The organism is Pseudomonas sp. S3_E10 (assembly GCF_054667615.1).
Map to the genome: position 1 here is coordinate 2,394,961 of NZ_CP162743.1, position 14,286 is coordinate 2,409,246.

Annotated in this window: 13 protein-coding genes and 1 tRNA gene; 5 read left to right on the top strand and 9 right to left on the bottom strand. The window is 61.3% G+C overall.

What is annotated here, in order from left to right; all coding sequences use genetic code 11:
- Nucleotides 1-42 precede the first annotated feature (42 nt).
- The 6 genes from hisF to AB4N98_RS10815 form a co-directional block, all read right to left on the bottom strand.
- On the bottom strand, nucleotides 43-813 hold the full coding sequence (gene hisF, locus AB4N98_RS10790) for an imidazole glycerol phosphate synthase subunit HisF (RefSeq protein WP_003171107.1): 771 nt from the start codon (nucleotides 811-813) through the stop codon (nucleotides 43-45).
- A gap of 9 nt (nucleotides 814-822) precedes the next feature.
- The gene (gene hisA / locus AB4N98_RS10795; protein WP_003187784.1) at nucleotides 823-1,560 is read right to left on the bottom strand and encodes a 1-(5-phosphoribosyl)-5-[(5-phosphoribosylamino)methylideneamino]imidazole-4-carboxamide isomerase; all 738 of its coding nucleotides are present in this window, start codon (nucleotides 1,558-1,560) and stop codon (nucleotides 823-825) included.
- Nucleotides 1,561-1,599: 39 nt separating this feature from the next.
- On the bottom strand, nucleotides 1,600-1,857 hold the full coding sequence (locus AB4N98_RS10800; RefSeq protein WP_017529557.1) for a DUF2164 domain-containing protein: 258 nt from the start codon (nucleotides 1,855-1,857) through the stop codon (nucleotides 1,600-1,602).
- Nucleotides 1,858-2,496, bottom strand: a complete 639-nt coding sequence (gene hisH / locus AB4N98_RS10805) for an imidazole glycerol phosphate synthase subunit HisH (RefSeq protein WP_017529558.1) — start codon at nucleotides 2,494-2,496, stop codon at nucleotides 1,858-1,860.
- Nucleotides 2,496-3,089 (bottom strand): imidazoleglycerol-phosphate dehydratase HisB, encoded by a 594-nt coding sequence (gene hisB, locus AB4N98_RS10810; protein ID WP_003218037.1) that lies wholly within the window; start codon nucleotides 3,087-3,089, stop codon nucleotides 2,496-2,498. Before hisB ends, hisH begins: the two co-directional genes overlap by 1 nt.
- A 256-nt stretch (nucleotides 3,090-3,345) precedes the next feature.
- Nucleotides 3,346-5,007: an OFA family MFS transporter gene (locus AB4N98_RS10815; protein WP_065879516.1), complete on the bottom strand. Its 1,662-nt coding sequence runs from the start codon at nucleotides 5,005-5,007 to the stop codon at nucleotides 3,346-3,348.
- 315 nt (nucleotides 5,008-5,322) lie between these two features.
- On the opposite strand from AB4N98_RS10815, the gene AB4N98_RS10820 reads away from it, so the two are divergent.
- The 4 genes from AB4N98_RS10820 (at nucleotide 5,323) to AB4N98_RS10835 (ending at nucleotide 9,051) form a co-directional block, all read left to right on the top strand.
- Entirely contained in the window at nucleotides 5,323-7,539 is a 2,217-nt protein-coding gene (locus tag AB4N98_RS10820; RefSeq protein WP_068936940.1) for an AsmA family protein, read from the top strand.
- Entirely contained in the window at nucleotides 7,536-8,603 is a 1,068-nt protein-coding gene (gene mutY, locus AB4N98_RS10825; RefSeq protein ID WP_017529561.1) for an A/G-specific adenine glycosylase, read from the top strand. Before AB4N98_RS10820 ends, mutY begins: the two co-directional genes overlap by 4 nt.
- Nucleotides 8,600-8,872, top strand: a complete 273-nt coding sequence (locus tag AB4N98_RS10830) for an oxidative damage protection protein (protein ID WP_065879518.1) — start codon at nucleotides 8,600-8,602, stop codon at nucleotides 8,870-8,872. The genes mutY and AB4N98_RS10830 overlap by 4 nt, the downstream gene beginning before the upstream one ends.
- 103 nt (nucleotides 8,873-8,975) lie before the next feature.
- A tRNA-Phe gene (locus AB4N98_RS10835) sits at nucleotides 8,976-9,051 on the top strand.
- 150 nt (nucleotides 9,052-9,201) lie between these two features.
- Here AB4N98_RS10835 and AB4N98_RS10840 read toward each other — a convergent pair.
- Together AB4N98_RS10840 and AB4N98_RS10845 are read right to left on the bottom strand one after the other, a co-directional pair.
- Nucleotides 9,202-10,809 (bottom strand): ArnT family glycosyltransferase, encoded by a 1,608-nt coding sequence (locus AB4N98_RS10840; RefSeq protein ID WP_460149418.1) that lies wholly within the window; start codon nucleotides 10,807-10,809, stop codon nucleotides 9,202-9,204.
- Between the two features lie 87 nt (nucleotides 10,810-10,896).
- A complete protein-coding gene (locus AB4N98_RS10845) occupies nucleotides 10,897-11,862 on the bottom strand; it encodes an arsenic resistance protein (protein ID WP_068936936.1) in 966 nt (321 codons plus the stop codon).
- Between the two features lie 170 nt (nucleotides 11,863-12,032).
- Here AB4N98_RS10845 and AB4N98_RS10850 point away from each other — a divergent pair, with 170 nt between their 5' ends.
- Nucleotides 12,033-12,446: a hypothetical protein gene (locus AB4N98_RS10850; protein ID WP_065879521.1), complete on the top strand. Its 414-nt coding sequence runs from the start codon at nucleotides 12,033-12,035 to the stop codon at nucleotides 12,444-12,446.
- 55 nt (nucleotides 12,447-12,501) lie between these two features.
- On the opposite strand, the gene gabP is transcribed toward AB4N98_RS10850, so the two are convergent.
- Entirely contained in the window at nucleotides 12,502-13,893 is a 1,392-nt protein-coding gene (gene gabP / locus AB4N98_RS10855) for a GABA permease (protein WP_068936934.1), read from the bottom strand.
- Nucleotides 13,894-14,286: the final 393 nt, after the last annotated feature.

Consider the following 14,286-nt stretch of genomic DNA (forward strand, 5'->3'; position numbering starts at 1 on the left):
GCGCAGAGAGTGCCCCGCGCCTGCCACGGTGTCCAGCGACGTTTAGCGAACGACGATACCGCGTGCCGCCATGTAGGCCTTGGCCTCGGGAACAGTGTATTCGCCAAAGTGGAAAATACTCGCCGCCAGCACCGCGCTGGCATGGCCTTCGATCACGCCATCGGCCAAATGCTGCAGGTTGCCGACGCCGCCGGACGCGATCACCGGAATGCCCAGCGCATCGCTGATGGCGCGGGTCACGCCCAGGTCGAAGCCATTTTTCATGCCGTCCTGGTCCATGCTGGTCAGCAGGATTTCCCCGGCGCCCAGGCCTTCCATCTTCATCGCCCACTCCACCGCGTCCAGGCCGGTGGGCTTGCGCCCGCCGTGGGTGAAGATCTCCCAGCGCGGGGTTTCACCCGGGCCCGAGACCTTCTTGGCGTCGATGGCCACCACGATGCATTGCGAGCCGAAGTGCTGCGCGGCTTCGCCGACGAATTCCGGGTTGAACACCGCGGCCGTGTTGATCGATACCTTGTCCGCGCCGGCGTTGAGCAGGTTGCGGATGTCTTGCACGGTGCGCACGCCGCCGCCCACGGTCAGCGGGATAAACACCTGGCTGGCCATGCGCTCGACGGTATGCAACGTGGTGTCGCGGCCGTCGACGCTGGCGGTGATGTCGAGAAAGGTAATCTCGTCGGCACCTTGCTCATCGTAGCGACGGGCGATTTCCACCGGGTCGCCGGCATCGCGGATGTTCTCGAACTTGACGCCCTTGACCACGCGACCGTTGTCGACGTCCAGGCAAGGGATGATGCGTTTGGCCAGCGCCATGGTCAGTCCTCAGCCGTTGTAGGCATCGCAGTAAGCCTGGGCCTCGGCGACATCCAGGGTCCCTTCGTAGATCGCCCGGCCGGTGATCGCGCCGATGATCCCTGGCGCCTTGGCGTCCAGCAGCGACTTGATGTCGCCCAGGTTGTGAATACCGCCGGACGCGATCACCGGGATCTTCGTCGCGGCCGCCAATGCGGCGGTGAACGGCACGTTGCAGCCCTGCATCATGCCGTCTTTGGCGATATCGGTATAAACGATGGCAGAGACGCCGTCGGCTTCGAACTGCTTGGCCAGGTCGATCACCTGCACGGTGCTGATTTCAGCCCAACCGTCGGTAGCGACGAAACCATCTTTAGCGTCCAGGCCGACGATCACTTTGCCCGGGAACGCGCGGCAGGCTTCGGCGACGAAGGCGGGGTCTTTCACGGCCTTGGTGCCGATGATCACGTAGCTCACGCCGGCCTTGACGTAATGCTCGATGGTTTCCAGGGAGCGGATACCGCCGCCGATCTGGATCGGCAGGTTCGGGTAACGCTTGGCGATCGCGGTGACCACCTCGCCATTGACCGGCTGGCCTTCGAAGGCGCCGTTCAAGTCCACCAGATGCAGACGACGGCAGCCCCCTTCCACCCATTTGGCAGCCATGCTCACCGGGTCATCGGAGAACACGGTGGAGTCTTCCATACGGCCTTGGCGCAGACGTACGCAGGCGCCGTCCTTGAGATCGATAGCGGGGATAATCAGCATCTGGCAAACCTTATTCGAAATTCAGCAATGCTTGGGAAATCAGGGTTTCTCAAGCGACCACAAGTCGCTTTCGATGCTTTCGAACCTTTCTTTAAGGAGCGTCTGCGTGTCGAAAATCGCCCTGTTGTAATAATGCGGCGCCACTTCGTGGGTGAACAATTCGAGAATCTCGGCGACCTCGAACGACCCCAACTTGAGTTCGAAGCGATCTTCCATGAAACGCTTGATCTTGAGGGTAGCCTCACTCTCCTGTTCGGGCGTGAGGCTCAAGATCGGCTGCTTCGGCTTCCTGGCCATTTACCAGCGCCCATCCCAGGCGGCGAAGTTCTGCAGCAATTGCAGGCCATGGGTATGGCTCTTCTCCGGGTGGAACTGCACGGCAAAACGCGAGCCTTCAGCCAGCGCTGCGGCGAAATCGACGCCGTAGTGCCCACCCCCCACCACCTGGCGCGGGTTACCGGCGGCGATGTAGTAGCTGTGCACGAAGTAGAAACGCGCCATGTCCGGAATGTCGTGCCACAACGGGTGTTCCACGGTCTGGCTGACTTCGTTCCAGCCCATGTGCGGGACCTTCAGATGGGCGCCGTCTTCGTGCAGGTCCTTGCCGAAGAACTTCACCTGGCCGGGAAACAGGCCGATGCAGTCGACGCCGTCGTTCTCTTCACTGCGCTCGAGCAAGGCTTGCATGCCCACGCAAATGCCGAGGAACGGACGGTCCTGGCTGACTTCGCGCACCAGGCTGTCAAAGCCCAGGCGGCGGATCTCGGCCATGCAATCGCGAATCGCGCCAACCCCTGGGAACACCACACGGTCGGCTTCGCGGATCACCTTGGCATCGCTGGTGATCAGCACCTTGCCGGCCCCCACGTGTTCGAGGGCCTTGGCCACCGAGTGCAGGTTACCCATGCCGTAATCGATAACCGCGACCGTCTGCATTACAGAACGCCCTTGGTCGAGGGCATTTGCCCGGCCATGCGGTCATCCAGCTCGACGGCCATGCGCAATGCACGGCCAAAAGCCTTGAACACGGTTTCGATCTGGTGGTGGGTGTTGGTGCCGCGCAGGTTGTCGATGTGCAGGCTGACGAGTGCGTGGTTGACGAAACCCTGGAAAAACTCCTGGAACAGGTCGACGTCGAAGCCACCCACGGTGGCGCGGGTGTACGGCACATGCATCTGCAGGCCTGGGCGGCCGGAGAAGTCGATGACCACGCGCGACAGCGCTTCGTCCAGCGGGACATAGGCGTGGCCGTAGCGACGGATGCCTTTTTTGTCGCCGATGGCCTTGGCAAAGGCCTGGCCGAGCGTGATGCCCACGTCTTCCACCGTGTGGTGGTCGTCGATATGCAGGTCGCCCTTGCTGACGATATCCAGGTCGATCAGCCCGTGACGGGCGATCTGGTCCAGCATGTGCTCAAGAAAAGGTACACCGATATCAAATCGGGCCTTTCCGGTGCCATCCAGGTTGATCGAGGCTTTGATCTGGGTTTCCAGAGTGTCGCGCTCGACGGACGCCTTACGTTCGGCCATCACCAGCTCCGCAAAATCATTGGGCGAAAAAGGCAGCCATTATAGGGGCGCGGGCGCTAAACAGAAACATCGAAGGGGATAAGACTGATGGAGTGTCGGGGATAGACATGTGTGTACATGTGGGACCGACTTATGAAAACTTCGCACCTTCAATGTGAAAGGGGGCTTGCTCCCGATAGCGGTAGATCAGCCAGCAACTATGCGGCTGAGCCACCGTCATCGGGAGCAAGCCCCCTCCCACAAGGGTTTTGCAGTGTTAGTGGAACAGTACCGCCGTCTTCTGCAGGGTCACCCACACACCCCACGCCAACGGAATACCCACTACCAGCCAGGCGGCAATCGCCACCGGCTTGCTGCCGGCAGAGGCTTTCCACTCCAGCACGGTGGTGGCGTCAGCGCCTTTGTCATGGCCCAGCGCCTGTTCGGCGGCCAACTCGGCATCGGTCATGAAGTACTTGTCGGCCACCGGGCGCACCAGCAGGTTGCAGATAAAGCCCAGCACCAGCAAGCCGGCGAGGATGTACAAAGTGATGTCATAGGCCGCGGCGCGTTCAACGCCAATGCTCAATTGATATTCACGCAGGTAGTTCACCAATACCGGGCCCAGTACGCCCGCCGCTGCCCATGCGGTCAGCAGGCGGCCGTGGATCGCACCCACCATCTGCGTACCGAACAGGTCCGCCAGGTAGGCCGGAACGGTCGCAAAACCACCGCCGTACATCGACAGGATGATGCAGAACGCCGCCACGAACAGCGCCACGTTGCCCAGGTGCCCCAGGTTCGGGATCAGCGCGTACAGGGCAAAGCCCAGAGCGAAGAACACGAAGTAGGTGTTTTTGCGCCCCAGGTAGTCGGAGAACGACGCCCAGAAGAACCGGCCACCGATGTTGAACAGGCTCAGCAGGCCGGTGAAACCCGCCGCGATGGCGGCAATGGACGCAAGTTGCCCGGCGTCCAGTTGGCCGAACGGCACATCCACACCCAGCAACTTGCCGCCGAACACTTCCTGCAACAGCGGCGAAGCCATGCCGAGGATGCCGATACCGGCCGATACGTTCAGGCACAACACCAGCCATACCAAGCGGAATTGCGGGGTTTTCCATGCCACGTTCACATGCACGTGACGGTGAGTGATCATCGCGTTGCTGGCTTTTTTCGCCGGCGCGGTCCAGCCCTCAGGCTTCCAGCCGGTCGGCGGCACGCGGTAGGACAGTGCGCCGCCGATCATGAACACGAAGTAAATCGCGGCCATCACCAGGAAGCTCTGCCACACGCCCACGCCGCTCGGCGATGCGAAGTGGCCCATCAGCGCAGCCGCCAGGGGCGCGCCCACCATAGCGCCGCCGCCAAAGCCCATGATCGCCATGCCGGTGGCCATGCCGCGCTTGTCCGGGAACCACTTGATCAAAGTCGATACGGGCGAGATATAACCCAGGCCCAGGCCGATACCGCCGATCACGCCGGAACCGATCCACATCAGCCAGATCTGGTGGGTATAGATACCCAGCGCCGAGATCAGCAGGCCACCGCACCAGCACAGGGCCGATACCACACCGGCCTTACGCGGCCCGGCATGTTCCAGCCAGCCGCCCCAGATCGCCGCCGAGCAGCCCAGGAAGATGAAGAACAGGGTGTAGATCCAGCCCAGCATGGAGATGGGCCAGTCGCATTGGGACGAGAAGACTTGGGCGATAAAGCTCATGTCCGGCGCGCAGGCCAACGGCTTGGTGATGCCCAGCGCCTTGGACAGCGGCAGCCAGAACACCGAGAAACCGTAGGCCATGCCGATGCAGAGGTGGATGGCCAGGGCGGCCGGTGGAACCAGCCAGCGGTTGAACCCGGGCTTGGCGATAATGCGCTCCTTGGACAGGAACGCAGGCTGCTCGGCGGTGTGACCCGCCGCGGTGCTAGTGCTCATTGGTGTTTCCCCCAGTTATTAGTCGTTGTCCGTCAGGCGCTCTCTCCCTCGGCCTTGCACGCAAAGCGTGGCCGTTTTTGTTGAGTGAAGCTCCATTTTGGCGCGACGATAGGTCGCAGAAGGCGGACGAACGCGCAAAGATTAGCGTCAGAAAAACCAAAGTGATATCACTTTTATCGGAAATTTCGCTTTTATTGACGTCAAATTCCCGTTCTGGCCGCCGTGGATACAATGTAACGATCGGTGAACTGATGCAGGCCGTCGGGCGTTATACTCTGCGGCTAAATTTTGAAATCGACATACAAGGACTCGCCCATGAAAGCGTTCGGCAAAATCCTGGGTCTGGTACTTCTCGGGCTGTTGCTGATCATTGTGGCTCTTGGCTTTGCCCTGACCCACCTTTTCGATCCCAACGACTACAAAGAAGAGATTCGCCAGATTGCCCGCGACAAGGCCCACATCGAGCTGACGCTCAATGGCGATATCGGTTGGAGCCTGTTCCCCTGGCTCGGCCTTGAACTGCACGAAGCCAGCGTGGCCACCCTGACCGCCCCGACCCAACCTTTTGCAGACCTGCAAATGCTTGGCCTTTCGGTGCGTGTGCTGCCACTGCTGCGCCGCGAAGTGCAGATGAGCGACGTGCGTGTCGAAGGCCTGAACCTGCGCCTGAACCGCGACAAGCAAGGCCATGGCAACTGGGAAGACATCGGCAAGAACGTGCCCGCCGCAACGGCCGGCGCGCCCGCCCCCGCCCCGGCGGAACCGGCGGCTGAAACCAAACCCGAAAAACCCGCACAGCCTATCCGCCTGGACATCGACAGCCTGACCGTCAACAACGCTCGCATCGAATACAACGACGAGCAGACCGGCAAGCAGTTCAGCGCCGAAAGCATCCAACTGAGCGCCGGCGCCGTGCATGAAGGCGCGAGCATTCCGGTGAAACTCACCGCGTTCTTCGGCAGCAACCAGCCGGTGATGCGCGTCAAGACCGAGCTTAACGGCAACCTGCGCATCGAGCGTGCGCTCAAGCGCTACCAGTTCGAAGACATGCGCATCAGCGGCGAAGCCACCGGCGAACCGTTGCAAGGCAAGACCGTGACCTTCTCCACCCAGGGTCAATTGCTGGTGGACCAGGCGGCCAATATCGCCGAATGGACCAACATGAAATTCTCGGCCAACCAGCTGCGCGCGCTGGGCGAACTGAAGGTCAACGACCTGGACAAAACCCCGCAGCTCAGCGGCGCCCTGTCCATTGCCCAGTTCGACCTGGCCAAGTTCCTCGACAGCGTCGGCAGCCCGTTGCCGGCGATGGCCGAGGGCAGCCTGAGCAAGGTAGAACTGGTCAGCCGCCTCAAGGGCACGCCCACCAGCCTGGCCCTGGAAGACCTGAACCTGAAACTCGACGGCAGCACCTTCACCGGCCGCATCGCCGTGGACGATTTCGCCAAGCAGGCGCTGCGCGTGCAGCTCAAGGGCGATACGTTCAACGCCGACAACTACCTGCCGGCCAAGTCCGAATCCGCCAAGGGCGCAACTGCCGCGCGCCAGGCCGAAGTGCAGAACAGCGAAGCCGGCGCCATGGCAGCCGGCGGCACTACACCGCTGCCGGAGGCACCGACCAAAGGCGCCTGGAGCACCGACAAACTGCTGCCTCTGGCGCACCTGCGCAAGCTGGACGTAGACGCCGACCTGGCCTTCGGCCAACTGACCCTGAGCAAACTGCCGATCCAGGACGCCGTGCTCAAAGCCTCCGGCATCGATGGCCAGCTCAAGCTCGACACCCTCAGCGGAGGCCTCTACAACGGCACCTTCCAGGCCAACGGCACCCTCGATGTGCGCCAGGACGTGCCGGTGTTGGCGCTGCAAAGCCGGATCAAGCAAGTACCGGTCGAACGCATCCTGCAAGCCCAGGGGCAAACGCCGCCGGTGAAAGGCCAGGTCACGCTCGACAGCAGCCTCACTGGCCGTGGCAATAGCCAGAAGGCCCTGATCGACAGCCTCAACGGCAGCGCCAGTGTTGTGATCAACAACGGCGTGCTGCTCAACGCCAACCTTGAACAGCAACTGTGCACCGGCATCGCCATGCTCAACCGCAAGACCCTGAGCGGCGAACAGCGCGGCAAAGACACGCCGTTCCAGGAGCTGAAGGGCAACCTGACTTTCCGTAACGGCGTGGCCAACAACCCCGACTTGAAAGTGCGCATCCCTGGCCTGGCGGTCAACGGCAACGGCGACGTCGACCTGCGCGTGCTGGGCATGGACTACCGCGTCGGCATCATCGTCGAAGGCGATCAGCGCGAAGTGCCCGACCCGGCCTGCGAGGTGGGCGCCAACTTCCGCGACATCGAAGTGCCGCTGCGCTGCCGTGGCCCGCTGGAACTGGGCGCCAAGGCCTGCCGCCTGGATAAGGACGGCTTGAGCCAGGTCGCGATCAAGGCGGCCGGCAACAAGCTCAGCGACAAGCTGGAAGAGAAGCTCGACAAGGTCAACCCACAGCTCAAAGATGCTTTGAAAGGCCTGTTCAAACGATGAGAAACGAGCAGTTTTCAACGGCGGTGCTGGACTGGTACGACCGCCACGGTCGCCACGACTTGCCCTGGCAACAGGGCATCACACCGTACCGGGTGTGGGTGTCGGAGATCATGCTGCAACAGACCCAGGTCAGCACCGTACTCAATTACTTCGACCGTTTCATGGCCTCGCTGCCAACGGTCCAAGCCCTGGCCGCCGCGCCGGAAGACGAAGTGCTGCACCTGTGGACCGGCCTGGGTTACTACACCCGGGCGCGCAACCTGCACAAGACCGCAAAAATAATCGTGGCCGAGTACGGCGGCGAGTTTCCCCGCGATGTAGAAAAGCTCACCGAATTACCCGGCATCGGCTTGTCCACCGCCGGCGCGATCGCCAGCCTGAGCATGGGCCTGCGCGCACCGATCCTCGACGGCAACGTCAAGCGCGTGCTGGCACGCTTTACCGCTCAAGAGGGTTACCCGGGCGAGCCCAAGGTGGCCAAACAGCTGTGGGCCACCGCAGAACGCTTCACGCCCCATGATCGCGTCAACGCCTACACCCAGGCGATGATGGACATGGGCGCCACGCTCTGCACCCGCAGCAAACCCAGTTGCCTGCTGTGCCCGCTGGAAAAAGGCTGCGAAGCGCATATGCTCGGCCTGGAGACGCGCTACCCGATCCCCAAGCCGCGCAAGACCGTCCCGCAGAAGCGCACATTGATGCCGATGCTGGCCAATGCCGAGGGCGAGATCCTGCTTTATCGTCGCCCGTCCACAGGCCTGTGGGGCGGTTTGTGGAGTTTGCCGGAGCTGGACGACCTGCACGATCTCGAACACCTGGCCAACCAGCATGCGCTCGAACTGGGCAAGCATCTGGAACTGCCGGGGCTGGTTCACACCTTCAGCCATTTCCAACTGGCCATCGAACCCTGGCTGGTGCGGGTCGAGGAAACCGCCCACCACGTGGCCGAGGCCGACTGGCTCTGGTATAACCTCGCCACCCCGCCGCGCCTGGGCCTTGCCGCCCCGGTGAAAAAACTGCTGAAGCGCGCGGCCGACGTATTGAACGCAGGAGTTTCGTCATGACCCGCACCGTAATGTGCCGCAAGTACAAAGAAAAACTGCCAGCCCTGGAACGCCCGCCGTACCCAGGCGCCAAGGGCCAGGACATTTACGACCACGTCTCGGCCAAAGCCTGGGGTGACTGGTTGAAACACCAGACCCTGCTGATCAACGAAAAACGCCTGAACATGATGAACGCCGAAGACCGTAAATACCTGGCGGGCGAAATGGATAAGTTCTTTTCCGGCGAGGAATACGCCCAGGCCGAAGGTTACGTGCCACCTGCTCAATAATTGAGCAAAAACCGGGGTCGGCACGTAAGCGACGGTAATAATTAAATATTTTTTGAAAACTTGCTTGACGACCCCCTGAAAAACCCGTTTAATGCGCCCCGTTGCCCAGATAGCTCAGTCGGTAGAGCAGGGGATTGAAAATCCCCGTGTCGGCGGTTCGATTCCGTCTCTGGGCACCACTCATTAGTTTCAGGTGGTGCAAACGTCATCTGAAACACACAAGAAACCCGCCTAGTGCGGGTTTTTTGTTGCCTGGGATTTAACTTATCCGCGCACGGCGGCTGCGCGGCAGTGAATTCGCTTGCCGCGCGGTTAACGCACCCTCTTACTTACTCCAGCCGAAACACCAGCAATGGGTTGTCATTCAATCGCCCATTGAACGCCGGCGTCAGATACTCCAACGGTGTGCCCTTCAACAGCGCAGTCTCCTTGCGCGCCACAAGCACCCACGCCGGTCGGGGCACGGCTTCCAATCGGTCCAACTGATTGCCGCCGATAAACACCGGCTGCTCGTCGTGGTCCAGGTTCATCATGTAGCGCACCGCCCAGGTATCGCGACCGAGGTTGATAAACACCAAGGGGCCCGGTTGTGCCTTACGCAACGCCTCCACCTGGCCAACAAACACGCGGGTGTCGAACTGCAGATCCTTGGCCGGCTCCACCACACTCACCAGCAGCAGCCATTGCGCCGTTAATGCGATCAAGCTGAGCCACACCAATCGCCCGGCCCGGCGCCAGGCGATCAGCACCGCCCCTTGCAGTACCACCAGCGCTCCCACCAACATCAGCAACGAAACATCAGGCCAGTAACCGTGCTTCTGCCACCCATGCCGGCACACAAAAACCACGATCACGCATAACGCCGGTAGCGCCACGACAAGGCCTTCATAGCAGCGGCGCACACCCACGAACGCGCCTTGCGCCCGAAGCAGCCCATAGGCGGCGACAGCGGCAAACATTGGAACCATGGGCAGGATGTAATAAGCACGTTTGAAGTGCGGCACCGACAAACCGAGCAAGATCATCAAGCCACAGGCGCCAAGCCTTGCCACCAACTGCACCTCGGCATCGACGTGTCGCACAGACCAGCGATGACGCAACGCAACCAACGTGGCCAACGCCAGCGGCACCACGGGGAAATAGCGATACAGACTCAACTGAAAGTAGAAGTAGAACGGCTCGCCGCTTTCATCCAGCCGCCCAGCCACTTGCATCCTGAACACTTCGTCGGCAAAGGCGTCGCCACCGCTGATACGCGCCAGCTTCACCAGCAGCCACCAACAGAGCGCCAGCAATACCAGGCCGACGATGCCGTGGGCCAGCACCTGCCTGACGCGCTCCCCCGGCTTGCCCAGCGCCCAATACACACACACCACGCCACAGACCTCGATCAACCCCAATGGCCCGCGCACGGCAAACCCAAGGATGAACAGCGGGAACACCATCAACTGCCTTAGCCGCGAGCCCAAGCGTTCGCCACTGTGCAGCAGGTAAAAGCTGCCGACACAGAGCAAAGCCACCATCTGGTCCAGGCACACCGAGCGCGACTTCTCCAGCAGTTGCGTCGTCAGCAAGGTCAGCAGCACGCTGAGCAGCGCCCACTGCCGATTCGACGGGGCCAACAAGCGATAGATCAGGGCAATGACGCCGGCGGACGCCAGGGCGGTGGGCAATACGTTCGCCAGATGATTGGGCGCGCCGAACCAGCGGGCAAATACAAAGCTGAAGAAGGTCGCGGTGCCAGGGTAATCCGCGTAGGGCTGGCCGTAGGTCGAGGGGAAAAAACTTGCGCCATGGCGAAACATTTCTTGCAGGAACAGCGCCCAACGCCCATCGAACCCCTGGGGCTGTTGGTCCCAGATGCCCCAGGTGAACAGCAGCAAGGCAAACATAAAGATGCCCAGGGACTCCAGGCGAAAACGGTTGCGGTGATCCATCGGTAGACCTGTCAGGTGGGAAGCGCCGACTCATGGTGCCGAGGGCACCCCTGAATAGCGCCTGAACAAACCCCAACATTCACGCGATTATCGATTTGCAGGCCACACCACGGCAGGAACGAGGCGAACGTAGATCAACTCGGCAACCAATTCGATCAAGGTCTGCAGGATTACCGCCGTGGCCGCCAGCCCGCGTACGTCTTCGGGCAGGGCCAGCGCCAGGGGTAATACCACCAGGGAATTACGCGTCGACGCGCTGAACGTCACCGCACGCGCCGTGATCGCAGGCAATGCACACAGCCGCGAAGCCAGAACTCCCATCCACGGCGCCAGCAGCGCAAAGCCCAGGTAGACCGGAATCACCGGCACCAACAGCTCGATATCCCGCACCACCGAGGTGATCTGCGAACCGATCACCACGAACAGCACCAACGCCATGGCCGGCACCGGCAGCCAGGCCCATGCACCGCTCCAAGCGCTGACGACCGAAGAGCGCCGCGCCACGGACGCCGTCAACACCGCCAGAATCATAGGCAGCACGATCAACCCCACAAACGCCTGCACAAACGGCCCTGCCACCACCACCCCTTCGGACTGCGCCCCCAGCATCACCCCCAGGTACACCGGCAACAACGCCAACTGCAGCAACAACAGCACCGGCGTGGCCGCCAACATCAACCGCGAATCGCCCTTGCCGATGTGGGTGAACACCACCACGTAGTCGATGCACGGCGTCAGCAACACCAGCAACGCCCCCACCAACAGCGCCGGACGCTCTACCAGGCCACGGGTCAATGCCCACACCAGCAGCGGCACCAAAATGAAATTGGCCAGCAACAACGCCGACAGGAAGCGCTTGTTGCTCAAGCCTGCACGCAGGTCCAGAAAGGGAATTTGCAGGAACATCGCGTACATCAGTATCGCGATGGCGGGCGTGATCCATTCGTTGAGACTGTGAGCCCATGAAGGCGCGAGCAGGCCAAAGACGGCAGCCAGGAGGACGGTGACGAAATAGAGGGGGATCTGGTGGTGTTCGAGGGCGTCGCGGGTCATGAGTGAGGCTCTGGCGTGTCGCAAAAGCGTGAGCTTATGTGCCTACCGAGCGGTGGTCGAGCAATAACCCGCAGAGGCCACGAGACGAAACACACCCGCAAGCCCTTGGGATTTGCTCCGACCTGCGCTTCAATACGCCACCCAGATCCTTAAACACAGGACGTAAGCCCATGGCCTCGCCGAACAAGCAGCAAAAACGTGCCCAGCGGGCAAAGACCAAGGCCAAGCAAAACCGCACCCAACGCGCCGTCGCGGCCAAGCCGGATGCATTCGAGGGCGACGACAGCCGCATCGACCTTGAGTCGGTGGATTTGACCGAGTTGTTCGTGCAGATGCGCGACGCCGGCCAGAACAGCCAGCAGGCGCTGTGCGCCGCGTTCCTGAGCCACCCGCTGTTGGCGCTGGTGCTGGAGCAGGAAGGCGAAGAAGAAGCCACCGACTTTATTCTGGCGGCGCTGATCGAGTATCGGCAGTGGGCCACAGACAGCGATGATGAAGCGGCCGCCCTGGCGTGGATTGAATCGCCAGCGTTCCAGGCGGACTACGTGGCGGCGTCCCAGGCGCTGGTGACTTCCCAAGACTGACACCAAACAAAATGTGGGAAGAGGCTTGCCCCCTCCCACACGTGACCGCATGCATTCAGCTAAGTACCGCGGCACCCGCTCGCTGTGCCTTGCGACGGCTCGATACGAACAGCCCCGCCATCACCACCAGCACGCTCAAAATCCCGGTCGCGATGATCTCGACCCGGTGCGCCTCCTGGAACAGCATGATGGTCAGCGTCCCCACGATAAACACCATCACCGCGTAGGTCAGGCCAGGGAACAGCCACATCTTGAAGACGATCTTCTCGCCCGCCGCCATGCGTTTCTGGCGCATGCGCAGTTGCGACACCGCGATCACCAGGTACACCAGCAACGCGATGGCACCGGAGCTGGCCAGCAGGAACTCGAACACCGCCGCCGGTGCCACGTAGTTGGCGAACACCGCCAGGAATGCCGCGCCGGTGGACAACATCACCGCCCAGTAAGGCGTGCCGCTTTTATTGGTGCGCTTGGACACCGCCGGTGCATCACCGCGTCGCCCCAGGGAAAACAGCATGCGCGAAGCGGTGTACAGCGCCGAGTTCAGGCAACTGGTCACGGCAACCAACACCACCAGGTCGACGATCAGCTTGGCATTCGGGATACCCATGCGCTCCAGCACGGTCTGGTACGAACCCACCGCCGCCAGGGTCGGATCGTTCCACGGCACTAGGGATACGACGATGAAGATCGACAGCAGATAGAACAAGCCAATCCGCCAGATCACCGAGTTGGTGGCCTTGGTAATTTGCTGGCCTGGGTTTTTCGACTCAGCCGCTGCAATGGTGACGATCTCGGTGCCCATGAACGAGAACATAGTGGTGAGGATGGCCGCCAATACCGCGCCCATGCCGTTAGGCATAAAGCCTTGCGTATCGAACAAGTGCGACACGCCGCTGACCTGGCTGGTAGGCAGGAAGCCGAAAATCGCCGCCAGGCCGAGGATCACAAAACCCACGATCGCTACGACCTTGATCAACGCAAACCAGAACTCGAACTCGCCATAGTTCTTCACGCTGAACAAATTGGTCACCGTCAGCAACAACGTGATGACCAAGGTAAAGGCCCAGATGGCCACATCGGGGAACCAGGCATGCAGGATGGTGGCGGCGGCGTTGGCTTCCAACGGAATCACCAGCACCCAGAACCACCAGTACAGCCAACCAATGGTGAACCCGGCCCAATGACCGATCGCACGGTCGGCATAGGTGGAGAACGAACCGGTATCCGGTGACGCCACGGCCATTTCGGCCAGCATGCGCATGACCAAGACCACCAGCGTACCCGCAGCGGCATAGGCCAGCAGTACGGCGGGGCCGGCGGCGGCAATCGCGTGGCCGGAGCCGACAAACAGGCCGGCGCCAATAACGCCGGCAATCGACAGCATGGTGACGTGACGCGGTTTGAGCCCCTGTTCGAGGTCATTGGAGCTTTGCGTACTACTCATTGACACACCTTTGCGAGGAATTGCGAAAACGGTCCGCCCGGCCTGGACTCCTCCTCGTGAAAAGAAACCAACAGGGCGTTCTTTATTTTTTACGCAAGATTTGCGCCAAAATGTTACAAAGCCCCCATTGGCGCGGGCTGCAAGAGATTTCAACAGTCATCGCAAGTCATTGAGAACAATGGCATTTCGCTATAGCGTTACCGTGCGACCCACATTCAACGTGCACACGCGCACCAAAACCACACACAGCAAGCGCGTGACGCCCCATAAAAGAGCCCAGGGCGACCGTTTGCCCGTTTAACCCTTCCAACACCCGGCCAAAGCTGGCACCATCGCGCCCTTTTTTACGCGAAGCCTGCGGCTTTTCAGGTTCAAACGGTTGTTCGGTTGTTG

Coding starts and splice junctions, on each gene's coding strand:
- AB4N98_RS10820 (WP_068936940.1), top strand. CDS start 5,323: ATGAAAGCGTTCGGCAAAATCCTGGGTCTGGTACTTCTCGGGCTGTTG.
- AB4N98_RS10845 (WP_068936936.1), bottom strand. CDS start 11,862: ATGACCCGCGACGCCCTCGAACACCACCAGATCCCCCTCTATTTCGTC.
- AB4N98_RS10850 (WP_065879521.1), top strand. CDS start 12,033: ATGGCCTCGCCGAACAAGCAGCAAAAACGTGCCCAGCGGGCAAAGACC.
- AB4N98_RS10840 (WP_460149418.1), bottom strand. CDS start 10,809: ATGGATCACCGCAACCGTTTTCGCCTGGAGTCCCTGGGCATCTTTATG.
- hisH (WP_017529558.1), bottom strand. CDS start 2,496: ATGCAGACGGTCGCGGTTATCGATTACGGCATGGGTAACCTGCACTCG.
- hisF (WP_003171107.1), bottom strand. CDS start 813: ATGGCGCTGGCCAAACGCATCATCCCTTGCCTGGACGTCGACAACGGT.
- AB4N98_RS10830 (WP_065879518.1), top strand. CDS start 8,600: ATGACCCGCACCGTAATGTGCCGCAAGTACAAAGAAAAACTGCCAGCC.
- hisB (WP_003218037.1), bottom strand. CDS start 3,089: ATGGCCGAACGTAAGGCGTCCGTCGAGCGCGACACTCTGGAAACCCAG.
- gabP (WP_068936934.1), bottom strand. CDS start 13,893: ATGAGTAGTACGCAAAGCTCCAATGACCTCGAACAGGGGCTCAAACCG.
- AB4N98_RS10800 (WP_017529557.1), bottom strand. CDS start 1,857: ATGGCCAGGAAGCCGAAGCAGCCGATCTTGAGCCTCACGCCCGAACAG.
- hisA (WP_003187784.1), bottom strand. CDS start 1,560: ATGCTGATTATCCCCGCTATCGATCTCAAGGACGGCGCCTGCGTACGT.
- AB4N98_RS10815 (WP_065879516.1), bottom strand. CDS start 5,007: ATGAGCACTAGCACCGCGGCGGGTCACACCGCCGAGCAGCCTGCGTTC.
- mutY (WP_017529561.1), top strand. CDS start 7,536: ATGAGAAACGAGCAGTTTTCAACGGCGGTGCTGGACTGGTACGACCGC.